At 73.5% G+C, this 22,301-nt stretch carries 20 protein-coding genes and 1 tRNA gene; 10 read left to right on the forward strand and 11 right to left on the reverse strand.

What is annotated here, in order from left to right; translation table 11 throughout:
• The first annotated feature begins 17 nt into the window (after positions 1 to 17).
• Positions 18 to 2,195, forward strand: coding sequence for a penicillin-binding protein 2 (mrdA, locus tag K7I03_RS10230; RefSeq protein WP_185940178.1), 2,178 nt, complete (start codon positions 18 to 20; stop codon positions 2,193 to 2,195).
• A 142-nt stretch (positions 2,196 to 2,337) separates the two neighbouring features.
• Positions 2,338 to 2,410: transfer RNA gene (locus K7I03_RS10235), tRNA-Arg, on the forward strand.
• A 119-nt stretch (positions 2,411 to 2,529) separates the two neighbouring features.
• On the opposite strand, the gene K7I03_RS10240 is transcribed toward K7I03_RS10235, so the two are convergent.
• Positions 2,530 to 3,345, reverse strand: a complete 816-nt coding sequence (locus tag K7I03_RS10240) for a polysaccharide deacetylase family protein (RefSeq protein WP_185940179.1) — start codon at positions 3,343 to 3,345, stop codon at positions 2,530 to 2,532.
• A 149-nt stretch (positions 3,346 to 3,494) separates the two neighbouring features.
• On the reverse strand, positions 3,495 to 4,655 hold the full coding sequence (locus K7I03_RS10245) for a ferritin-like domain-containing protein (RefSeq protein WP_185940180.1): 1,161 nt from the start codon (positions 4,653 to 4,655) through the stop codon (positions 3,495 to 3,497).
• A 237-nt stretch (positions 4,656 to 4,892) separates the two neighbouring features.
• Between K7I03_RS10245 and K7I03_RS10250 the strand changes: the two genes are divergently transcribed.
• From K7I03_RS10250 to K7I03_RS10265, 4 genes are all read left to right on the forward strand, one after another.
• Positions 4,893 to 5,840, forward strand: coding sequence for an AurF N-oxygenase family protein (locus tag K7I03_RS10250; RefSeq protein ID WP_224346981.1), 948 nt, complete (start codon positions 4,893 to 4,895; stop codon positions 5,838 to 5,840).
• Positions 5,841 to 5,882: 42 nt separating this feature from the next.
• Positions 5,883 to 6,605, forward strand: a complete 723-nt coding sequence (locus K7I03_RS10255; protein WP_185940181.1) for a TetR/AcrR family transcriptional regulator — start codon at positions 5,883 to 5,885, stop codon at positions 6,603 to 6,605.
• A 56-nt stretch (positions 6,606 to 6,661) separates the two neighbouring features.
• The gene (locus K7I03_RS10260; protein ID WP_185940182.1) at positions 6,662 to 6,964 is read left to right on the forward strand and encodes a hypothetical protein; all 303 of its coding nucleotides are present in this window, start codon (positions 6,662 to 6,664) and stop codon (positions 6,962 to 6,964) included.
• 100 nt (positions 6,965 to 7,064) lie between these two features.
• Positions 7,065 to 7,763 (forward strand): hypothetical protein, encoded by a 699-nt coding sequence (locus K7I03_RS10265; protein WP_185940183.1) that lies wholly within the window; start codon positions 7,065 to 7,067, stop codon positions 7,761 to 7,763.
• A 178-nt stretch (positions 7,764 to 7,941) separates the two neighbouring features.
• On the opposite strand, the gene K7I03_RS10270 is transcribed toward K7I03_RS10265, so the two are convergent.
• The 5 genes from K7I03_RS10270 to K7I03_RS10290 form a co-directional block, all read right to left on the reverse strand.
• Positions 7,942 to 9,201: a styrene monooxygenase/indole monooxygenase family protein gene (locus K7I03_RS10270; protein WP_185940184.1), complete on the reverse strand. Its 1,260-nt coding sequence runs from the start codon at positions 9,199 to 9,201 to the stop codon at positions 7,942 to 7,944.
• 7 nt (positions 9,202 to 9,208) lie between these two features.
• Complete coding sequence (locus K7I03_RS10275; protein ID WP_224347408.1) at positions 9,209 to 9,814, reverse strand: GTP-binding protein; 606 nt, start codon at positions 9,812 to 9,814, stop codon at positions 9,209 to 9,211.
• A 10-nt stretch (positions 9,815 to 9,824) separates the two neighbouring features.
• Complete coding sequence (locus K7I03_RS10280; protein ID WP_398856928.1) at positions 9,825 to 10,241, reverse strand: DUF742 domain-containing protein; 417 nt, start codon at positions 10,239 to 10,241, stop codon at positions 9,825 to 9,827.
• Positions 10,238 to 10,759 carry a roadblock/LC7 domain-containing protein gene (locus K7I03_RS10285; RefSeq protein ID WP_185940208.1) on the reverse strand — a complete coding sequence of 174 codons (522 nt, stop codon included), beginning with the start codon at positions 10,757 to 10,759 and terminating at the stop codon, positions 10,238 to 10,240. The genes K7I03_RS10280 and K7I03_RS10285 overlap by 4 nt, the downstream gene beginning before the upstream one ends.
• Before the next feature lie 86 nt (positions 10,760 to 10,845).
• Entirely contained in the window at positions 10,846 to 13,404 is a 2,559-nt protein-coding gene (locus K7I03_RS10290) for a sensor histidine kinase (RefSeq protein ID WP_185940186.1), read from the reverse strand.
• Between the two features lie 354 nt (positions 13,405 to 13,758).
• On the opposite strand from K7I03_RS10290, the gene K7I03_RS10295 reads away from it, so the two are divergent.
• Complete coding sequence (locus K7I03_RS10295; protein ID WP_185940187.1) at positions 13,759 to 14,532, forward strand: protein phosphatase 2C domain-containing protein; 774 nt, start codon at positions 13,759 to 13,761, stop codon at positions 14,530 to 14,532.
• A gap of 294 nt (positions 14,533 to 14,826) precedes the next feature.
• Here the strand turns inward: K7I03_RS10295 and K7I03_RS10300 are convergent, their stop codons facing one another.
• A complete protein-coding gene (locus K7I03_RS10300; RefSeq protein ID WP_185940188.1) occupies positions 14,827 to 15,321 on the reverse strand; it encodes a MarR family winged helix-turn-helix transcriptional regulator in 495 nt (164 codons plus the stop codon).
• Between the two features lie 224 nt (positions 15,322 to 15,545).
• Between K7I03_RS10300 and K7I03_RS10305 the strand changes: the two genes are divergently transcribed.
• Positions 15,546 to 16,421: a lysozyme gene (locus K7I03_RS10305; protein ID WP_185940189.1), complete on the forward strand. Its 876-nt coding sequence runs from the start codon at positions 15,546 to 15,548 to the stop codon at positions 16,419 to 16,421.
• Positions 16,422 to 16,538: 117 nt separating this feature from the next.
• On the opposite strand, the gene K7I03_RS10310 is transcribed toward K7I03_RS10305, so the two are convergent.
• Both K7I03_RS10310 and K7I03_RS10315 read right to left on the reverse strand, forming a co-directional pair.
• Complete coding sequence (locus tag K7I03_RS10310) at positions 16,539 to 19,346, reverse strand: M4 family metallopeptidase (protein ID WP_185940209.1); 2,808 nt, start codon at positions 19,344 to 19,346, stop codon at positions 16,539 to 16,541.
• A 367-nt stretch (positions 19,347 to 19,713) separates the two neighbouring features.
• Complete coding sequence (locus K7I03_RS10315; protein ID WP_185940190.1) at positions 19,714 to 20,103, reverse strand: imine reductase family protein; 390 nt, start codon at positions 20,101 to 20,103, stop codon at positions 19,714 to 19,716.
• On the opposite strand from K7I03_RS10315, the gene K7I03_RS10320 reads away from it, so the two are divergent.
• A complete protein-coding gene (locus K7I03_RS10320) occupies positions 20,102 to 20,734 on the forward strand; it encodes a LysE family translocator (RefSeq protein ID WP_185940191.1) in 633 nt (210 codons plus the stop codon). The two genes, K7I03_RS10315 and K7I03_RS10320, sit on opposite strands and share 2 nt — an antisense overlap.
• Positions 20,735 to 20,792: 58 nt before the next feature.
• Here K7I03_RS10320 and K7I03_RS10325 read toward each other — a convergent pair whose 3' ends face one another.
• Positions 20,793 to 21,245, reverse strand: coding sequence for a lamin tail domain-containing protein (locus K7I03_RS10325; protein ID WP_185940192.1), 453 nt, complete (start codon positions 21,243 to 21,245; stop codon positions 20,793 to 20,795).
• A gap of 305 nt (positions 21,246 to 21,550) precedes the next feature.
• Here K7I03_RS10325 and K7I03_RS10330 point away from each other — a divergent pair, with 305 nt between their 5' ends.
• Entirely contained in the window at positions 21,551 to 22,225 is a 675-nt protein-coding gene (locus K7I03_RS10330; protein WP_185940193.1) for a CatB-related O-acetyltransferase, read from the forward strand.
• Positions 22,226 to 22,301: the final 76 nt, after the last annotated feature.

Genomic DNA, 22,301 nt, shown 5'->3' on the forward strand with positions numbered 1-22,301 from the left:
TGGGGGGAATGCCGCGCGTGACCAACATCCCGGAGACCGGCGGCCGGACGCCACGGATCCGCATACGGCTCGTCGTCGTCCAGATCCTCGTCTTCTCGCTGCTCCTGACCCTGGGCGGGCGGCTCTGGTACCTCCAGATCCGCAAGGGGGACGAGTACGCGGCGGAGGCGACCGGCAACCGCGTCCAGCGGTCCGTCCAGCCCGCCGTGCGCGGGTCGATCCTCGACGCGCGCGGCGTGCCGCTGGCGGACAACGAGAGCCGCCTCGTCGTCTCCGCGTCCCGCACCGAGCTGTCGAAGGCGAAGGACCGCGGCAAGGCGGTGCTGACCCGGCTCGCCGGGCTGCTGGGGATGGACCCGAAGGAGGTCATGGCCAAGGTCCGGCTGTGTGACGCGAAGACGCCCCGGCCGTGCTGGAACGGTTCTCCGTACCAGCCGATCCCGATCACCGACAAGGCCACCACCCGGCAGGCGCTCCAGATCCGGGAGCGCGCCGAGGACTTCCCCGGCATCACCGCCGAGCCCACGGCCGTGCGCCGCTACCCCGCCCCCGGCGAGGCCAACACCGCGCAGGTCCTCGGCTACCTCTCCCCCGTCACCGACGAGGAGGTGGCGCGGGCCAAGGACAGCGACTCGCCCTACCTGCGCTCGGACATGATCGGCCGGTCCGGGCTGGAGCGGCAGTACGACGAGGTGCTGCGTGGCAGGGCCGGTGTGACCCGGCACGAGGTCGACAAGCTGGGACGCGTCATCGGCACGGCCGAGAGCGACCCGCCCGTGCCCGGCTCGAACCTCGTCACCAGCATCGACGCCCGCGTCCAGCGGGTCGCCGAGTACGAGCTGAACGAGGCCATGAAGGCCGCCCGCAAGGAGTGGGACCACAACACCGGCGAGAACTACAAGGCGGACTCCGGCGCCGTCGTGGTGATGGAGGCGCGGACGGGGCGCGTGGTGGCCATGGCGTCCGCGCCGACGTACGACCCGAACGCCTGGGTGGGCGGCATCTCGGCCGCCGACTACCGCAAGCTCACCGGCGAGGACTCCCACCACCCGCTGCTCAACCGCGCGATCCAGGGCCAGTCGGCGCCCGGTTCGATCTTCAAGGTGGTCTCCACCACGGCCGCGGTCGACGCGGGCCACTCCTACGAGGGGCCCTACGACTGCTCCAGCTCGTACCGGATCGGCAGCCAGGTCTTCAAAAACTTCGAGTCGGCGAACCACGGCCCGATCTCCCTGGGCCGCGCCCTGGAGGTCTCCTGCGACACCGTCTTCTACCGGCTCGCCCACGACGAGTGGCGAACGGACGGCGGGCTCCGGGCGAAGGACGGCGCCGGCGACTGGTTCTTCCGGACGGCCCACCGGTTCGGCCTGGGCAGGACCACCGGGATCGACCTGCCGAACGAGGTCCCGGGCCGGGTCCCCGACCGCCGGTGGAAGCAGCGGTACTGGGAGGCCAACAAGGACGCCTGGTGCAAACAGGGCAAGAAGGACGGCGGCTACGCCGAGCGGATCGCCTACGACAACTGCCGCGGCGGCAACCTGCTGCGCGCCGGCGACGCCGTGAACTACTCCATCGGCCAGGGCGACACCCTCGTCACACCCATCCAGATGGCGAGCGTCTACGCGGCCCTCGCCAACGGCGGCACGCTCTACACGCCCTCCATCGGCAAGGCGGTGATCAGCCCGGACGGGAAGAAGGTGCGGGAGCTCGCCCCCAAGGCGCGCGGGAAACTGCCCGTGACCAAGCAGTTGCGCGACGAGATGGACCAGGCCCTCGCGGGCGTCGTCACCCGGGGGTCGGCCGCCTGGCGCTTCGGCGGCTGGCCGCAGAACCGGATCCCGCTGCGCGCCAAGACGGGCACGGCGGAGGTCTACGGGAAGCAGACCACCTCGTGGTTCGCCACCTACAGCGACGACTACGCGGTGGTGATGACGATCGCGCAGGGCGGCACCGGCTCCGGCGCCTCGGCCCCCGCCGTGCGGAACATCTACAGCGCGCTCTACGGCGTCGACGGGAAGGGTGCGGTCGACCCGAAGAAGGCGCTGCTGCCCACACCGCAGAAGACCCTGCCGAAGATCAACGCGGACGGGACCATCGAGGAGCCGAGGATCGGGAAGTACCGGCCCGACGAGCAGGGAAATACGGAACCGCCGGCCACCGGGGCGCCGGCCCCGGGGCGCGGGCGGCGCGACTGACGGCCGTTCGTGAGGTGCCGGCGCCGGAATTCCGGCGGGCCGCAAGGGAAAGTGGCGACCGTCACAGCGATTTCTTTTCCGGAACCCCCCTGACCTGGTCATCGGGGGTCCGCGGGGCGTGTAAAGTATTTCTCGCAAGCCCGCGCTCGTAGCTTAACGGATAGAGCACTTGACTACGGATCAAGAGGTTGCAGGTTCGAATCCTGCCGAGCGCACCGCAAAGAGCCCGCTTCGTTTCGGCGAAGCGGGCTCTTTTGTTTGCCTGTGAGCAGGTTTGCCTGTGCGCATTCCCCCGCGGGAGGGGGCGCCGGCAGGGCGCCCCCCTTCCCACGCTTCAGATCTTCGGGAAGCTGAAGCCGTACCCCTGCCGCTTCAGCCACGGAAGCGTTTCTTCCATCGCGGCCATGGTCTGGCTGCGGTCGCCGCCGGCGTCATGGAAGAGGATGGTGGGGCCGCTGGGGACCTCGCGCTTGACGTTGGCCACGATGCGCGCGACGCCCGGGCGCTGCCAGTCGCGGCTGTCGACCTGCCAGCCGAGCGGCCGCATCCCGTGCGCGGCGGCCACCTTGCGGCTGTACGGGGTGAACGCGCCGCCGGGGGCGCGGTAGTACCGCACCTTCACTCCGTCCCCGGCGGCATCCTCTATCAGCTTCTGGGCGTCGAGGATCTGGCTCGCCTGGTAGGACTCGGGGCGTTTGTCCATGGCCGTGTTGTGGTCCATGGAGTGGTCGCAGAGCCGGTGCCCCTCCGCGACGACCTTCTTGACGAGGGACGGGTACTCCTTGGCGCGCGGACCTATCATGCAGAACGTCGCCTTGACGTCGTTCCGGCGCAGCAGGTCCAGCACCTTGGGCGTCCAGACGGGGTCGGGGCCGTCGTCGATGGTGATGTTGACGACCTTGCCCGGGCTCTCGCTGTCGTGCGAGATCTCCTCCGACACCGGTCCGCCCACGTCGGGTTCGGCGGCCTTGCCCCGCTCGCGGGGCACCTTCGCCGACGGGCTCTTGGCGTCGGCGGCGACGTGCTTGCTCCCGCCGTCGTCCGACGCCTGGTTGGCGACGGCCACCGAGCCCAGTATCACCGCCACGAGCGCAAGGCCCGACCCGGCCGCCACCGCGATGTGCCGCCCCCGCCCGGTAGTTCGCGTCATGAACGATCCACTCCCTCGCACGCCTGTCTGTTCCCTGCCCGCGAAGACGTGCTTGTACCGCATGCCGTTCCGTTATGCGGTATCGCTCACAAAACAGTGACAAAGCAGGCGCTCACGCGCCTGAGACGTCCTCAATCACCGTACGGCGGTCACTCTTCCGGCTTTCCTCCGCCATCTTCTCCCGGAATGCCGTCCTCCTTCACGTCCGGCGCTTCGCCCTCCGCGATCACGCGGGCCACCTCGGCGGCGCGGGCCGCCTCTTCGGCGGCGAAGCGCCGGGCGTCGAGCCGTTCGGCGAGCTCCTCGTCCTCGGCCATCAGCCGGTCGAGGCTGGCGTCGCCCAGGTCGAGGACGCCGAGGTCGAGGTAGGCGCGCTGGAGGCGTTCGCCCCACAGTCCGATGTCCTTGACGCAGGGGACGATCCGGCTGAACAGCAGCTTCCGGAAGGCCCGGACGTAGTCGGACCGTTCGCTCAGCTCCACCGCCTCCGCGGTCGGGATGCCGAAGTCGACGAGGACCTCCTCCCCGCGCAGCCGGTTCCGCATCAGGTGGCAGCCCTCGATCACGAACTCCTCGCGCTCGCGCAGCTCCGCGTCGCTGAGCTGCGCGTAGTAGTCGCGCAGCGCCAGCCGGCCGAAGGCGACGTGCCGGGCCTCGTCCTGCATCACGTAGGTGAGGATCTGCTTCGGCAGCGGCTTCTCGGTGAAGTCGCGCAGCATGCCGAACGCGGCGAGGGCGAGCCCCTCGATGAGGACCTGCATCCCGAGGTAGGGCATGTCCCAGCGGGAGTCGCGCAGGGTGTCGCCGAGCAGCCGCTGGAGGCTGGTGTCGACGGGGTAGAGCATCCCGATCTTCTCGTGCAGGAAGCGGCTGTAGACCTCCACGTGCCGGGCCTCGTCCATGGCCTGGGTGGCGGAGTAGAACTTGGCGTCGAGGTCCGGCACCGACTCGGTGATCCGGCTCGCGCAGACCAGCGCGCCCTGCTCGCCGTGGAGGAACTGGCTGAACTGCCAGGCGGCGTAGTGGCGGCGCATGTCGCGCCGGTTCGCCTCGCCCATCCGGTCCCAGTACGGGGTGTTGTACACCAGCATGTTCTCGTCGGGGACGCCGAGCGGGTCGTACGGGTCGACCTCCGCGTCCCAGTCGATGCGCTTGGCCGCGTCCCACTGCTTGTCCTTGCCCTTCCGGTAGAGGGCGAGGAGCCGTTCGCGGCCCTCCTCGTACTCCCAGCCGAAGCGGGCGGCGCCGCTCGCGGGGACCTCCCAGAGCGGCTCGTCGGGCTCGTGCGCGTAGAGCTGTCGCGTCGCCATCGGACGCCTCCTTCGCTTCCTTCGCTCGCTGTCCCCCGCGGCTCGCCACTGTGGGCAGGCTCACACGCTTTTTGACCGGTGGTCAATCGGCCGGAGTGATTCGTGTCCTACGGGGCGTCAGGGGCTCCGGGGGTCTTGACGGGCTTGCTGACACGCAGTCTTATAAGCAGGTAACCCCGGGTAACTCACAGGGGCCCCGCACGTGAGCAGCAGCCCGCAATCGAGGTGGGATCAGGCATGGCAGCAGACCCGATGACGCCGGCCGGCACGGCCGGACCCGCGCTCCGTGACGCGCTCGGGCCGCTCAAGGACCGAGAACGGATCGCCGAGCGCCTGCTGGAGTCCTCGGCCAGACACTCCTTCGACCCGGACACCGAACTCGACTGGGACGCCCCGCCCGAGGACGGCAAGTGGTACTGGCCCCCGGAGCTCGTCTCGCTCTACGGGACGCCGCTGTGGCGGCGGATGCCCGAGGAACAGCGCATGGAGCTCTCCCGGCACGAGGCCGCCTCGCTCGCCTCGCTGGGCATCTGGTTCGAGATCATCCTGATGCAACTGCTCGTCCGGCACATCTACGACAAGCCGGTGACCAGCGCCCACGTCCGGTACGCGCTCACCGAGATAGCCGACGAGTGCCGGCACTCCAAGATGTTCGCCCGCATGATCCAGCATGGCGGCGCCCCCACGTACCCCGTGGCCCGCCTCCACCACAACCTCGCTCGGATCCTGAAGACGATCTCCACCACCCCCGGCTCGTTCGCCTGCACCCTGCTCGGCGAGGAGATCCTCGACTACATGCAGCGGCTCACGTTCCCCGACGAGCGGGTCCAGCCGCTGGTGCGCGGCGTGACCCGGATCCACGTCGTCGAGGAGGCGCGGCACGTCCGGTACGCCCGGGAGGAACTCCGCCGCCAGATGAAGACCTGTCCGCGCTGGGAGGCGGAACTCACCCGGCTGAGCTGCGGAGAGGCGGCCCGCGTCTTCTCCGTCGCCTTCGTCAACCCCGCCGTCTACACCAACGTGGGCCTCGACCGGCGCGAGGCGGTCGCCCAGGTGCGGGCGAGCGGGCACCGGCGCGAGGTGATGCAGGCGGGCGCCAAGCGGCTGACCGACTTCCTCGGGGAGATCGGGGTGCTGCGGGGGCCCGGACGCCGGCTGTGGCGCAGTTCCGGCCTGCTGGCCTGAGCGAGCCGCATCCATTCGGAGGGCTGCCGTACCCTGCCCTGCATGACCGGCAGCGGAACCACCTCCTACCGGCGGCTGGGCGTCGCCCAGCGCCGCGCCCAGCTGATCACCGCCGCGCTCGGCCTGTTCGCCCAGCGTCCGCCCGAGGACGTCTCCCTCGACGACGTGGCGGCGGCCGCCCAGGTGTCCCGGCCGCTGGTCTACCGCTACTTCCCGGGCGGCAAGACCCAGTTGTACGAGGCCGCGCTGCGCAGCGCGGCGGACGAGCTGGAACTGTGCTTCGCCGAACCGCAGACCGGCCCGCTGACCCTCCGGCTCGCCGCCGCCCTCGACCGCTACCTCGCCTTCGTCGACGGGCACGCCGCCGGATTCGGCGCGCTGCTCCAGGGCGGCAGCGTCGTCGAGACGTCGCGGACCGGCGCGATCGTGGACGAGGTGCGCCGCACCGCCGCCGGCCACATCCTCGCCCACCTCCAGGTGCCCGAACCCGGGGTGCGGCTGCGGATGACGGTCAGGACGTGGATAGCGGCCGTCGAGGGCGCGTCCCTGACCTGGCTGGACGAGGGGAAGCGACCGCCCGTGGAGGAGCTGCGGGACTGGCTGGTCGACCACTTCGTCGCCCTGCTCATCACCACGGCGGCGAGCGACGAACAGACCGCGCGGGTGACGCGGGCCGCGCTGGCGCTGGAGCCGGCGGACGGGGTGGTGACGCGGCTGGTGCGGCGGTTGGGGCCGGTGCTGGCGGAGGCGGGGCATCTGCTCTGAGCGTCCGCGCCGGGCGTGGGCGGGCGGCCGGGCCGGGGCGAACGTACGCTCGTACGGTGCGAAGCGAAGAAGTGCCCTTCGAGGGCGGGCCCCTCGACGGGCGGGTACTGCCGGTGCTGCTGGGACCGACCGGGCACCCGCCGAAGGTCTACGAGGTCCCGGTACCGGACGCGGCCGGCGGGCCGCCCACCGTCCTGGTCTACCGGCGGGCGCAGGCCGGGGTGACGCGGCGGCTGGGGCTGCCGCGGGGGTGGAAGTACGTGTACGACCCGGAGGGGCGGCGGAGTGAGGGCGTCCGGTGGCCGTGGTCGCGGTCTCGGTCCCGGCCCGGGGCCGGGGAGTCGCCGCCGTCCGGGTGAGGGGGCGTCGCCCGGACGGTGTGCGGCTCGGGCGGTTCCGCCCCTGACGCCCTAAAAGTACGACCGGTCCGTGACACGATCGCCCCGGAGGTGAACCCCCGTGTCCGGACGGCTGGTGCGCTGCTGCTGCGCCCTGGCGCTGGCCGCCGCCGTCGTGTCGGCGGCGCCGCCGCCCGGTGGCCCGGCGGAGCCGCCCTCCGGCGAGCGGTCGGTCGGCGCCCTGCTCACGCGGCTGCGGACGCTCTACCGGCAGATCGACGCGGCCACGAAGGAGTACGAGGCGGCGGGGCCCGCGCTGCGGCGGCAGCGGGCCGCCGCGGATCGGGCGGCCGAGGAAGTGGCCGGGGCGCGGGTGGCTCTCGCCCGGAGCCGGGACGAGGCGGGGGCGCTGGCGCGCGAGCAGTACCGGAGTGGGGCGGGTGCTCTCTCCCCCGCCGTCACCCTTCTGTTCGCCGCGGACCCGGAGGGGGTTCTTCGCCGGCGGCACGAGTTGGAGCGGGCGGCGGCGGGGCGGGCGGGGGTGCTGTCGCGGCTGTCGGCCGCGGCGGCTCGGGCGGATGGGGTCGCGCGGGAGGCCCGGGGCGTTCTCGACGCTCAGCTGACGCTGGCGGATCGGCGGGAGCGGCGGCGGGAGACGGCTCGGCGGGGGTTGGACGAGGTGGAGCGGCTGCTGGCCGGGCTTACGGACGGGGAGTTGGCGGCGCTGGGGGCGTCGCCGGGTGGGGTGCCCCGGTCCCTCCCCCAGAGGGGGCACCCCCATTTCACCGTTTCTTCCAGGGCCGCGCCCCGGACCCCCTGAAACCGCGCTGCGCGCGGTTGTCCTCAAACGCCGGACGGGCTTGATTTCGCGCCCGGGCGCACATTTCAGCCCGTCCGGCGTTTGAGGACGAGCGGCGAAGCCGCGATCACGGGGGTCTGGGGCGCAGCCCCAGGAAACGGCGAAGTGGGGGTGCCCCCTCTGGGGGAGGGACCGGGGCTCACCCCCCACCCACCTCCCGGAGGTACGCCTCCGCCCGCTCCTCCTCGTAGAACCACCCCTCGAAATCCGACGGATCGTCGTACCCGTTCGCGAAGCGGTCCGCGACCGGCCGGCAGCCGGAAGCCGCCCCGATCAGCCGCTGGACGTGCAGCGGCAGCGGCGCGAGCATGGCGTTCGTCCAGCGCGTGGCGTGACGCGCGGACGCCGTCCAGTGGCGGTCGGAGACCGACCGCATCCACGCCTCGTCGAACGGCCCGTCCCCCCGCTCGACGATCGCGGCGAGGCACGCCGCCGCGGACTTGGCCGCCGAGTTGGCGCCCTGCCCGGTGACCGGGTCGTCGACGACGACCGCGTCGCCGATGCCGAGGACGAGGCCCCCGGAGGGGAGCCGGCCGACGGGGTCGCGGACGACGGGGGTGTAGCGGCCGGCCAGGGTGGCGCCGGGGTCGGTGAGTTCGACCTGGGTGGCGCGGCCGTATTCCCAGGGGGCGTAGCGTTCGATCAGTTCGAGCATGCGGGCCAGGTGCTCCGCCGGGCTCTCGCCGGCGCCGAAGACGTCGAGGGGGCCGCCGGGGAGGCCCTCCCAGAAGAGGATGTCGGCGCGGCCGGAGAGGGTGAGGGCGGGGATGACGAGCAGTTCGCCGACGCCGGGGACGAGGGTGCAGCGGACGGCGTCGTACTCGGGGTGTTCGGGGCGCGGCCCCAGGCCGTGGACATAGGCGAGGGCCAGGCAGCGCTGGGGCGCGGCGTACGGGGAGCGGGCGGGGTCGCGGTCGAAGAGGGAGACCAGCTCGCCCTTGCCCGCGGCGACCAGCACGAGGTCGTAGCGGCCGGCGAAGAAGTCCAGGTCGCAGACGGTGGCGCCGTGGAGGACCAGTTTCCCGCCGCGGGCCGCGAAGGTCTCCAGCCAGCCGGCCATCTTGAGCCGCTGGTCGACGGAGCGGGCGGGTTCGTCGAGCCGGCCGACCCAGTCGACGATGCGCCGCACCCGTCCGTTCGCGGCCGGGAGGGGCGGGCCGGCCACGGAGTAGCCGAACCCCTCGATGCCGGGGGCGTGCTCCTCCCAGAAGCCGAGGCCGAGTTCGCGTTCGTGCCGCAGGGCGGTGCCGAACATGACCTGGGTGGAGGTGACCCGGCCGGCGCGCATCTCGTCCGGGGTGCGGTTGGAGAGCAGCGTCACGTCGTAGTCCCGGGCCTGGAGGCCGAGGGCGAGCTGGAGACCGGACTGGCCGGCGCCGACTATGAGGATGCGTCGCATGGTCCGTTCATCCGGGGGTGACGTCGAGGGCGCGGCCGACCAGGATCAGCAGCGAGTCGACGACCGTGTTCCGCTTCCGCGCGTCCATGATCACGATCGGGACGTGCGGGGTCAGCGAGAGCGCCTCGCGGACCTCCTCCGCCTCGTGCCGGGGCGTCCCCTCGAAGTGGTTGACGGCGACGATGTACGGCAGCCCGCTGCTCTCGAAGTAGTCGAGGGCGGGGAAGCAGTCCGCCAGCCTGCGGGTGTCGCACATGACGACGGCCCCGATGGCGCCGCGCACCAGGTCGTCCCACATGAACCAGAACCGCTGCTGGCCGGGGGTGCCGAACAGGTAGAGGACCAGGTCGGGTTCGAGGGTGATCCGGCCGAAGTCCATGGCGACCGTGGTCGTGGCCTTCTCCGGGACGGCGACGGCGTCGTCCACCTCCTCCCCGGCGACCGTCATCACGGCCTCCGTGCGCAGCGGGGTGATCTCCGAGACCGAGCCCACGAACGTCGTCTTGCCCACGCCGAAGCCGCCCGCGATGACGATCTTCGTGGCGGCGGGGGCCCGGGTGCGGCCGTCCGGGGCGTGCTGCGGGCGCTCCCGTACGGGTTCGGAGCCCGCTATCGTCTCCGTCTCAGATCCTGCGAAGTCCACACTGGACCCTTTCGAGCAGCGCGCGGTCGGGCCGTCCGGTGCCGTGACCGGGGCCGTAGACGCGGATTCTTCCCTGGTCCGCCAGGTCGCCGAGGAGGACGCGGACCACCCCGAGCGGCATCCTGAGCAGCGCGGAGACCTCGGCGACGGCCCGGAGTCCGCGGCAGAGCCCGACGATGGCGCCCGCCTCGGGGACCAGCCGGGCGGCCCCCGGCTCACCGGGCCGCCGCTCGTGGGTCTGCACGAACGTCTCCACCTGGAGGACGTGCCCGCAGGGGGCGCGTCCGCCCGCGGCGGAGTACGGGCGGACGCGGGCCGTCCGGCCCCGGCGCGCGGGCGCGGGGGCCGGGTGCGCGGGGGCCAGGTGCGGGGCGGGCACGGCGCAGCCTCCGGTCACCTGACCGCCTCCACCGACTGCCGCAGTTCGCGCCGGAGTTCGGGGGTCAGGACGTGCCCGGCGCGGCCGACGAACAGCGCCATGTGGTAGGCGACGACGCTCATGTCGCAGTCCGGGGCGGTGTGGACGCCCAGCAGCGAGCCGTCGCTGATGGTCATGACGAACAGGCTGCCCTCCTCCATGGCCACCATGGTCTGTTTGACGGTGCCCCCGTCCATCAGGGACGCGGCCCCGGTGGTCAGGCTGCCCAGCCCCGCGACGATCGTCGCCAGGTCGGCGGAGGAGTGCCGGGGGCCGTCAACCGGGCCGCCCAAGGGCCCGTCCAAGGGGCCGCCGCCGTCCGGCCGCTGCCGCGGATCGGAGGAGAGCAGCAACAGGCCGTCGGAGGAGACGACCGCCACCGACCGGACGCCGGGCACCTCCTCGACCACGTCGGTCAGCAGCCATTGGAGGTTGCGGGCCTCGTGGCTCAGCCCGTAACCGGTGCCGCCGGCGGGAAGTCCGGCACCGCCGGGGATTCCCGGGGTGCCGACAGGGGTTCCGACGGGGGTTCCGACGGGACTTCCAACGGGGGTGACGGGGGTCGCCCCCCGGGAAAATGCAGTCAACCGCGTGCCTCCTCGACATCGCCGACGTCACCACCTGCGTGTGGCGCCTCCGCCCGGCGCCGCTCGCCCTCGCGCCCCGCGAGCTCCTGCGCGACGTCGCGCCGGCCCTCCCGCGCCCCCTGCTGGAACCCGGCGAGCTTGGCCCGCAGCGCCTCCGCGTCCACGCCCTTGCGCACCTGCCGGCCCGGTGGCACCACCACGGCCTGCGGCACCGCACGCGGGGTGCGCTTGGGCAGCCCGCTGCCGGTGAGGGCGCCGTCCACCGGGCCCGTCGGGTACGGGTCCGGGGCGGCCGTGGGAGCGGAGGGGCGGGCGTGCCGTCCGCTCCCGCCGGGCTGGGCGGGGACGGTGGGGCGGCCCTCCGGGCTGAGGGGGCGCACCTCGGGCGGGGCGACGGGGGCGCCCCGCTCGGGGACGATCAGCTGGATGGTCGCGTCGTCCGGCGGCCCGGAGGCCGCCGGCTGCGGCGCGAACCCGGCCATCCGCCGCGAACGCCCGGCCATCACGTGCGAGTTGGCCTCGGCGGCGACGCCCGGCAGCTGCACGGCCGGGGCGGTGGAGGCGCCCGGCGCCGGGGGCGTGGCCTGCGGCTCGGCGACGGGCGGCGGTCCGGCGGGCAGCAGCCGGGCGGGCAGCACCACGACGGCCGTAATGCCGCCGGGCCGCTGCTCGCGCAGCTGGACGCGGACGCCGTGCCGGGCCGCGAGCCGGGCGACGACGTAGAGGCCGAGGCCCATCACGGCGTCGTCCGGAACGCCCGCCGGGCCCGGGCCCGGCGGCTCCGGATCGGCCTGCGCCAGCAGGGAGTTGATCTGCTCCAGGCGGTCGGGGGCCATGCCGATGCCCTCGTCCTGGACGGACAGCATCACGTCGCCGTTCTCCAGCAGCCAGCCGGAGACCTGCACGGGCACGTCCGGCGGCGAGAACGCCGTGGCGTTCTCCAGGAGTTCGGCGACCAGGTGGCTGATGTCGTCCGAGGCGAAGCCGGCGAGCTGGCAGCGGGCCGGGAGGGAGTGGATGCGGACCCGCTCGTACCGTTCGATCTCGCTGACGGCGGCCCGCAGCACGTCCAGCAGCGGGACCGTGCCCGCGTGCCCGCCGACGTGCTCGGAGCCGGCCAGGACCAGCAGGTTCTCGCTGTGCCTGCGCATCCGGGTGGCGAGGTGGTCGAGTTTGAAGAGGACGTCGAGGCGGTCGGGGTCGGCCTCGTGCGCCTCCAGTCCCTCGATGACGGTGAGCTGGCGCTCGACGAGGCCGAGGGTGCGCAGCGACAGGCTGGCGCAGGTGGTGTGGGCGCGTCCGGCGAGGCCGGCGAGGTGTTCCTCGCGGTCCCGGTCGCGGGCGCGCAGCGCGTCGCGCTCGTCGGCGAGGTCCTGGCGGGCGGCGTCCAGCCGGGCGCGCTCGGCGTCCAGCAGGGTGATGCGCTCGCGCTGCCGGACGACGGTGCCGTGCAGGACGTTGACCGAGCGGGCGATCTCCGCGAACTCGTCGTCCCGGCCCTTGAAGGCGACCGGTTCGGTGCCGCCGGGGTCGGCGCAGACCCGGCGGGCGCCCTGCCGGAGGGCGGCCAGCGGGCGGGTCAGCGAGCGGGTGGCCCGGACGCCGCCGAACAGGGCGGCGGCGAAGCAGAGCGCGACCAGCCCGGCGCGCACCTGGAAGGCCGTCACGTCGCGCTCGTGGACCCGCGCCAGGTGGTCGGCCTCGGCGGCGGCCAGGTCGGACTCGACGCCGCGCATCCGGTCCAGGCGGGTGGTGAGCAGGGCGCGCACGGGCCCGGCGTCCTGCACCCGCTCCCCGGCGACCAGAGCGGGGAGCCGGGACTCGGCGGCGGAGACGTCCGGGCCGCTCACCTCCCGGGCGTAGGCGTCGCGGGCCTTGGCCGGGGCGAGCTGGGCGAAGTCGGCGCGGGCGGCGCGCTCGCGGGTGTCGGTCTGCTGGGCGGCGGCGGCCAGTTCGGGCCGTTCGCGGTGGGCGGCGGAGGCCGCGTAGGAGGCGAGGAGCAGGCCGCGGGTGGCGGACGCCTCCTCGACCGCGCGGCCGAGCAGCGCCACGGCCTGCCCGTCGCCCGTCCCGGCCCGTTCGGGCAGCCGGGCGGCGAGGGTGCCGGCGACGCCGTGCAGGGCCTGCACGGTGGAGGTGTAGGTGCGGAAGACGGTCAGCGGGTCGGCGGAGCCGGTGAGGACGGTGCGCCGCTCCCGCGCCAGGCCGTCGAGCCGGGTGCGGACCGCCTCGGGGAGCCCGGCGCGCGTCGTCGCCGAGGTGAGGAAGGCGCCGAGCCGCCGGTCCGTCCGGGCGCGCCGGGCCGCGAGGGTGGCCGGTACGGGGCCGCGGCCGGCCGCCGTGTACTCGGTGACCGCGTCGCGCTCGTCCGCCAGTTCGTGGGCGAGCCGCACGGCGTCGCTCGCGGCCTCGGCCGTGGGGACGAGCCGCGCGGTGTCCGCCGCGTCACGGTAGGCGTCCGCGACGCCCAGCGCGCCCGCGCCGAGGACCGCCAGGGAGGCGGTCGCGACGGAGAGGACGAGCCGGTTGCGGGCGCGGGCGGTGCCCTCCGGCACCCCCGTGGTCTGTCGCTCCCGTCGCCCGCCCCGAAGCCGCTTCTTCCGCACCGGTGCTCACAATCCGCTCTCGTCCGGTCTGGGTCCCGCCCACCCCTGGCGCTGACTGGACCTTGTCAGCACGGGGGCGGGGCGGGCGCCGGTCATCCGTCCGCCACACCCGAAGGTGTGGGGTTCCGTCCCGGAAGTTGCCGTGATCGTCCACCGGCCGCACGCCGCCCCCCGCCGCGTAGGTGGGAATGCCGTGTCGCCGCGTCCGCCGCCCCCGGCAACCGCCACCCGGTAAACCGCCCGGCCCGCCGGAAGGATGCGCGCCAACCGCCGCGGAAATCACGGCTCGTGCACACTGGCCCCATGCGCATCGAGCTGGCCACCCGGCCGGGCGACCCGGCCCGGCCCAACGAGGACTTCGTGTCGGCGGTCCTGCCCGCCTCCGGACGGGGCGGCGCGCTGGTGCTGCTGGACGGCGTGACGCCGCCGCCGGACGGGGACGACGGCTGTGAGCACGGCGTTCCCTGGTTCACGGCGCGTCTGGGCGGCGCACTGCTGGAACTGTGCGCCACCCGGCGCGAACTGACGCCGCGCCAGTGCCTGGCCGACGCGATCACCCGCACCGCGGACGCCCACCGGACCGGCTGTGATCTCGGTCACCGCCGCACCCCGCAGGCCACCGTGGTGGCCGCCCGCTGGGACGAGGAGCGGGTGGAGTACCTGGTGCTGTCGGACTCCGTCCTCCTGGTGGAGGGCGCGGACGGCGCGGTGACACCCGTGCTCGACGACCGGATCGCCCGGCTCGCCGCGCTCGGCCCGGTGACGGACGCCCACCGCAACGCCGAGGGCGGCTTCCACACGGCCGCCGCCGACCCCGCCGTCACCGAGCTGGCCGTCACGGGCGTCCTGCCGCGCGCCGGGGTCCGCGCCCTGGCCGCGCTCAGCGACGGCGCGGCCCGCTGGGTGGAGGTCTTCGCCGAGGGCGACTGGACCGCCTGCGCCGCCCTGCTGGCCAAGAGCGGCCCGCGCGCCCTCGTCGACCGGGTCCGGGCGGCGGAGCTGGCCGACCCGGACCGGCGGCTGTTCCGGCGGGGGAAGGTGCACGACGACGCGGCGGCGGTGTACGCGGAGTTGTAGCCGGCCGGCGCCGGCGGGTGGACGACGGCCGGGCCCGCCGGTGGGCGCACGGCCGGCCGGGCCCCGCGTTCCGGAGGCGTCCGCCAGGGCCCACCCGCGGCCCGGCCGCGTTCGGACGCGGCGTCCGGGTGACCCTCCCGGCTGGAACGGTTCATGGCGGGTATCCGTCCGGAACGGCCGTGGCGGTGGCATCCGTCCGGAACGGCCGTCCGCCGTCGCGTGACCGTCAGCCTCCCGGGGAGTCCGATGAACGATCCGCTCGCGTCGACGACACGGCCCCCCACCCCCGGTCCGTCAGCCGCCCAGAGTCGTGTTCAGCCGGTGCAGCAGCCGGGCCAGTTCGCCGATCTCGGCGCGGTCCCAGTCGGCGAGCTTGCGCATGTACTGGCCCCGGCGGGCGTCGCGGACGCGGCTGAAGCGGGCGTGTCCCTCCTCGGTGAGGGCGACCAGCGAGGCGCGGCCGTCCGCCGGGTCGGGGGTGCGGGTGACCAGGCCGAGGTCGCCCAGGGCGCGGAGCTGGCGGCTCATGGTGGCCTTGCCGACGCCGAAGTAGGCGGCGAGGTCGGTGGCGCGCTGGCGGCCGGCGTCGGCCAGCCGGACCAGCAGGCCGTAGGCGGCCGCTTCCAGCTCGGGGTGGACCTCGCGCGCCATCTCCCCGGAGGAGGCGCGGGCGCGGCGCAGGAACACGGAGAGCTCGCGTTCCAGGGCGAGGAACGGGTGGTCCTCACCACTGGCGGTCCGCTGGTCCGTACCGCCCTCCTCGGGAGGCGGCGTGGTGGTCTGGTGCACGTGGGGCCCTCTCCGGCTTTCCAGTACGTGAAACTTTGCCCGGGTCGCGGCAGGTCGCCGCAGCTCCGTCAGTATTTCGCAGGATTAGACCAACGACGGCACCCCGGGGACCTATCCCCGATACCGCTACCCGCGTAGTTTGCCGAGTGGGCATATCTATGTCATGGCCGCGCCAATCGGCGCCCACCGATCGGATCCTCCCCCACCGAGGTCCCGGAGGCAGCATGTCCGCACTCCCCCGTCCCACCACCCCCCACGCCCGCCGCAGACCCCCCGGGCCGGCGGCCGTCCGCACCCTCCTCACCGCCTTACTCGCCGTGGTCGCCCTGCTCGTCGCCCTCCCCGGCACCGCGCGCGCCGCCGGCGACGGCTTCGCCCCGCCCCGCCCGGGCCACCCGGACCGCGACTGGATGGGCTCCACCGTCCGCCTCCACGAGGGCGGCGAACCCGTCGTCGAACCGGAGCGGCTGACCGCGACCGTCGAAGGCGTGGACGTCAGCAGCCACAACGGGAACGTGGCCTGGAGCACCCTCTGGAACTCCGGAGCCCGCTTCGCCTACGTCAAGGCCACCGAGGGCACCGGCTACACCAACCCGTACTTCGCCCAGCAGTACAACGGCTCGTACAACGTCGGCATGCTGCGCGGCTCCTACCACTTCGCGCTGCCCGACCACGCCGACGGCGCCGCCCAGGCGAACTACTTCGCCGACCACGGCGGCGGCTGGTCCGCCGACGGGCGGACGCTGCCCGGCGTGCTCGACATGGAGTACAACCCCTACGGCGACATCTGCTACGGGATGAGCACCGGCGCCCTGGTCGACTGGATGACCGACTTCTTCCGCACCTACCGGCAGCGCACCGGCCGGGACGCCGTCCTGTACACCTCCACCGCCTGGTGGCAGCGGTGCACCGGCGACTACGCCGGCTTCGGCGCCGTCAACCCGCTGTGGATCCCGCGCTACGCCGGCTCGCCGGGGACGCTCCCGGCCGGCTGGAGCTTCCACACGTTCTGGCAGTACACCGACACCGGGCCGGTGGTCGGCGACCACAACCGCTTCAACGGCTCGCAGTCCCGCCTCCAGGCGCTGGCCGACGGCTGAGGGCCGAGGGGCTGACGGCCGGGCCGCCGACGGCTGACGGGGCGGCCTCACGGCGGGCCGTGCCCCCGGCACATCGGCGCCGGGGGCACGGCTCTCACGCGTGCCGGCGAACGGCCGTCAGCCGCAGTTGCCGGCCGGGCGGTGCCGGGTCACCAGGTCGGTGTAGCCGGTGGTCGCGTCGGTCCACACCACGCGGGTGCCGGAGTCCGCCGCGCCGCCCAGCTGCTCACCGCGGTTGCAGGAGACCCGGCCCTTGCGGGCGCCGTCCGGCGAGAACTGCCACAGCTTGGACAGCGTCTCGTTGCGGTACTGGGTGTCCGGGGTCTGCGCCAGGACGGTCACCGCCTCGTCGGAGGCGGTGAGCAGGACGCCGCGCAGCGCGTCCTTGCCCGTCGCCGGGCTGATGTCGACGACGTTCCCGCCGTCCAGGTCCGCCCGGCGCACCGCGGTCAGCCCGGTCTCGTAGTCCGGCGTGCTCAGCCAGAAGACGTGCTTGCCGGTGATCGCGGTCGGGCCGGCCTCGGGCGCTGCGTCGGTCAGCTTGACCGTGGTCCGGGCGCCGGTGGCGACGTCCAGGATCCCGACGTCGTTCCGGTACGCGCCGTCGACGCGGTGCTCGTCGGCGAAGGCGATTCGGCCGTTGTGCAGCGAGGGGTAGTTGGTGCGGTTGAAACGGCCGGTGCCCGCGGAGGGCGGGATGCGGACCGGTTCGTCGTCCTGGCCCATCCGGAGGTACGCCGCCGCGGTGTAGCCGCGCCGCCCGTGCAGTTCGAAGGCGACCGTCTTGCCCTCGACCGCCAGCGAGGTGAAGCGGTAGCGGCTGGTGGCGAGCACCTTGACCGGCCCGCCGGCCAGCGGCCGGGCCAGCAGCTGGATGTCCCGGCCCTTGTACGCCATCCAGACCACCGTCTTGCCGTCGGTGACCGGGTCGACGTGGAAGCGGCCGTCGTTGGGGCTGATCAGCTTGGGCGCGCCGGTGCCGTCGGTGCGGCCGGCCCAGACGGAGTACGCCTCGGTGCCGTCGTCGTTGGACTTGGACGCGGCCCACCAGCCGCCGCCCGCGCCCGCGCGGCTCTCGTTGGTGTTGACCTTGCCCAGCAGCTGGTCGGAGTCCACGCCCATGGCGAGTTCCCAGCCGGGGACGATGCCGTGGGCGTTGAACGAGCGCTCGACGGTCCGCAGTTGGGCGTCGGTGACCTTGAGGTCCTTGGCCGCGGCGAGCACGGCGTTCCGGCCCTCGGTGAAGCCGTCCAGCGGGGTCATGTACTCGGTGAGCGCCTTGTAGACGATCTTGTCGGCGAGCGTCTTGTCCAGGTCCTGGCGGATGTCCCACAGGGCGCCGGAGAAGATCGTCGAGTTGAGGTGCACCCCGCCGTTGTCGGTGCCGAAGCCGACGCCGAGGAAGGACTTGGAGGTGGTCCTCCCGTCGTTGAGGTCCCGGAACGCGCAGTCGCGCGGCGACTTGGTGCGGCACAGGGACTCGCCGAGCAGGCCGGAGTCGGGGTCGTCCATGGCGATGCCGCGGGCGTCGTTCTTGATGGCGTTGCCGAAGTAGTCGGCGATGGCCTCGTTCATGGCGCCCGACTGGCCGGCGTAGACGAGGTCCGCGGAGTTCTCGACGACGCCGTGGGTCATCTCATGGCCGACGACGTCCAGGCCGGCGGAGAGCGGCCGGTACTCGGCGTCGCCGTTGCCGTACACCATCTTGGTGCCGTCCCAGAAGGCGTTGACGTACGGCATGCCCCAGTAGCTCACGCCCACCAGGGACTTGATGGCCATGCCGCGGCCGTTGAGGCTGTTCCGGTTGTGCACGGTCCGGTAGTAGTCGTAGACCTTGCCGGCGGCCCAGTGCGCGTCGACCGCGCCCGACTCGGTGGCGTCCTTGCCGAACGCCGGGCCGGCGGAGCCGAACTCCTTGACGCCCTCGGGCCAGGTGCCGGAGGTCTCGTCGACGGACTTGCCGCGGGCGTCCCAGGTGGACAGCTCGTTCTTGGTGCTGTCGCGCATCCGGGAGAGGTCGCGCATCACGTACTCGTTGCGCTCCGCGTCCTTGGTGACCTGGAGGTCCACCGACTTGCCGTCGAGCCGGACGCCGGTGCCGGTGGCGCCGTCCTGCGGCCCGTCGGCCGCCGCCGCGCTCCGCCGCGCGGTGGTACGGGAGGCGTCGGCGGCCCTGCCCTTGCCCGCGTCGGCGCCCGGCGCGCCGAACGTCTTGATGGCGCTGTACTGGAGGACCGGGTAGCCGGACCTGGCGTCGATGTACACCTCCTGCAGCACCGGCCGGCCGGTGGCCGGGTCGGCGCCGCGCACGGTGACGTGCTGGGTGAGGACGCCCTCGCCCTTGGGCAGCACGACCAGGCCGCGGGCGGTGCCGGTGAGCGGGGGCGCCTTCTCGGCGTCGTCCGCGCTCTTCCGCGGTCCGGCCGCCCGCTGCGCGGCGAGCCGGTCCTCGGTGGCGCCGACGGCCCGTTCGACGGCCAGTTCGGCGTCGACGTCGGGGGTCGTGGCGGTCTTCAGCCCGGTGAAGTACTGGCCGGAGGTACCGGTGACGACGCGTTTGCCGTCCTTGTGCTCCATCCGCACGACGTACTGGCCGCCCAGGACCTCCACGCCCCGGTGCCGCTGCTGGAGCCGGACCGTCTCGGCCGTCCCCGAGCTCAGGGTCTGCACCGGCCGCAGGTCGCGGCCCGGGTCGGCGATGCGGTAGCGGCTCTTCTTCTCCGCGAGGTGGCCGCGGGCCGCGTCGGCGGGGCTGCCGCTCGCGGCGGCCGGCTCACGGATGCCCCGGACCAGGGCCGGGGTCGCGGTCTTGCCCGCCGGGATCACCTGGCCGGGGCCGTCCGCCGACTTCCCCGGGTCGGCGTGGGCAGGGACCGCCGAGACGACGAGTGCGGCGGCGCCGATCAGCGCCGCCGCACCCGATATGCCGCTCTGTGCTCTGCTGGTTCTCGATGCTCTGCCGGTTCTCGATCTGCCGGCTCTGCCTGAACGTGCTCCGGTACTGCGCAAGGTCTCCCCCTCGGTACGCGCCGGACGGTCGAACCGCTCCACTCGGTGGGCCGCTTCGACCCGGTGGGACTGCTTCAGGGCAGGGACATGCAAGCGGCAGCCGGGCGGCCGGACAATGGGGAGGGGTATTCCACGGGCACTTTTCGGCCGGTGCGCGGAGGGGGTCCGGGCGGGGCCGGCGGGGGCGGAACTCTCGCCTCCGGTGGCGGAGTTGCCGACTCCGCCGTCATTTCCCCGCCGGAACCACCTCTTCCGCAGGAGAACACGCGTCTCCGGCGCCGACTCACGCCACGCGCACGGTGTCCACGAGGCGTGAGAAGTCGTCCCGGCCCTGCCCCTCGGCGATGGCCCGGCGGGCGACGGCGAGCGCCGCGTCCAGGACGCCAGTGTCCAGCCCGCGCGCGGCCGCGGCGTGAACGATGTGCTCGATGCCGGGCGCGACGGAGGTGACGTTCGAGACGTCGCCGGGGTGGCTGTCCGCGTCGGCCCGCTCCGCGTACACCGGCACCACCTGTCCCAACAGTGACACGATCCCCTGGGTGTACGACGGGAGTTGAGCGGCCGGATCGACCAGTAGGGACTTGAGCCCCGGAGAGCGGACGGCGGAGGCGGCACAGGTTGCGGGTACGACCCGCTGGCGTCCCTCCAGCCCCTTGCCGCACGATGACCCCATGTTCACCACCCTCATCGCCTTCCTCGGCGCATGCACCCTGATCGCGGCCTCCCCCGGGCCCGGCACCATGCTGATCATCCGCAAGTCGCTGCAGAGCCGGCGGGCGGGCTTCATGACGGTGCTCGGCAACGAGACCGGCGTCTTCGTCTGGGGCCTGGCCGCCGCGTTCGGCCTGACGGCGCTGCTGGCGGCGTCCGAGGTGGCGTACGACGTGATGCGGATCGTCGGGGCCGTGGTGCTGGTGACGTTCGGGGTCAGGACGCTGCTGGAGGTGCGGCGCGGGACCGGGAAGGCGGAGGTGCCGGGTGCCGCGCAGGCCGGGGAGGAGGAACGTTCCGGCTGGTCCTCGTACCGGGCGGGCCTGGTGTGCAACCTGGCGAACCCGAAGGCCGCGGTGTTCGCGATGTCGTTCCTGCCGCAGTTCGTGCCGGACGGGGTGCCGCATCTGCCGGCGATGGTGGCGCTCGCCGCGATCTGGGCGGTGTTCGAGGTGGGGTACTACGGGGTGTATGTGTGGTTCGTCGGCCGGATGCGGGCGGTCATCTCGCGGGAGCGGGTGCGCAGGCGGCTGGAACTGGCGTCGGGCGGTGTGCTGGTGGCACTGGGCGTGCGGATGGCCGTCGAAGGCTGAGCCGGGGTTCCGCCGCCGGCCCGGGAGGCAGGCGGCGGAACCCCGGTACTCGGACCGGTCAGCGACGGCCCCAGGAGGCGGTGGCGACGGTGCGGCCGGCGGCGTCCCGCAGGGTGGCCTTGTCCCTGTCGTTGTTCCAGACGTAGGCGCGACGGTTCTGGTACACGTCGGCGGCGCTGTCGCGGCCGGTGCCGGTGTGCACGCGGACGGAGGCGTGGGCGGCGAGGCGCAGCGTGCCGAAGCGGTAGGTGTGGCGCTCGTTGTCGGTGAGCGTCCAGCGGCTGAGGTCCACGGCCTTCTTGCCGGTGTTGGTGACGGTGACCCACTCGACGTTCAGGCTCCGGTTCGAGCGGTCGTCGCGCCCCGGGCTGTCGTACTGGATCTTGCCGAACGCGACGGTCGGGCGAGCGGCCACGCTCTGCTCCGCCGCCACCGCCGCGGGCACGACGGCGGACGCCAGCACCGCGCCACAGGCGGCGGTGACGACCAGGCGGGCTATGGATCGCGACAAGGGAACCTCTGCTTTCCGGCCCGGCGGCCCGGCGGGGGCCGCCGCGACCACGGCTGCGCGCCCGACGGCCGCCGGGCTCGCCCTACCTTCGCGCGGAGGCGTCCGCTCCGGGAAAAGGACGGGTACTGCTGTGACGCAGTTCTCACGCTCCCGTGACACCCCGCCGGCCTCAGGGCCTCGCGGCGGGCTCACGCCTCGGACCGGCCACGAACGTCGCTCCGGCGCGCCCCACCGGGCCGCGTCCGCCCGGGATTTGTGATCATTAAACGCCCCGGGCCCGCCGCGTGTGAGAGGGGTGACCCCTGATGCCACCTGTTCCGCCTGTTCCGCCTGTTCCACCCGTTCCCGCCGACCCCACCGTGCTCCACCCGATGCCCGGCCAGCCCCGGGTGGTGCTGCTGAAGCCGCTGGTGACCTCGCCGTTGATCGAGGTCGGGGAGTTCTCGTACTACGACGACCCCGACGACCCGACGGCCTTCGAGACCCGGAACGTGCTGTACCACTACGGCCCGGAGAAGCTGGTCATCGGCAGGTTCTGCGCCCTGGGCGAGGGGACCCGGTTCGTGATGAACGGCGCCAACCACCGGATGGACGGCCCCTCGACGTTCCCCTTCCCCATCATGGGCGGATCCTGGGCCGACCACGTCGACCTGATCACCGGACTGCCCGGCCGCGGTGACACCGTGGTCGGGAACGACGTCTGGTTCGGCTACCGCTCGCTGGTGATGCCCGGCGTCCGGATCGGGCACGGGGCGATCGTCGCCTCGGGGTCGGTCGTGGTCGACGACGTACCGGACTTCGCCGTCGTCGGCGGCAACCCGGCCAAGGTCATCCGGTACCGGTACGCGCCCGAGGACATCGCCCGGCTGCTGGACATCGCCTGGTGGGACTGGCCGGTGGAGCACATCACGCGGCACGTCAGGACCATCATGTCCGGCACGCTCGACGAACTGGAGGCGGCGACTCCGGGCCGTGGTTAGGGATTCGGCGACCGGGGCCGGGAGGCCGCGCGGCTCCCCGTCCCGGCCGGAGCCTCCGTCGAGTCCGGAACCCGCG

The organism is Streptomyces mobaraensis (genome assembly GCF_020099395.1).
Taxonomy (GTDB): Bacteria; Actinomycetota; Actinomycetes; order Streptomycetales; family Streptomycetaceae; genus Streptomyces.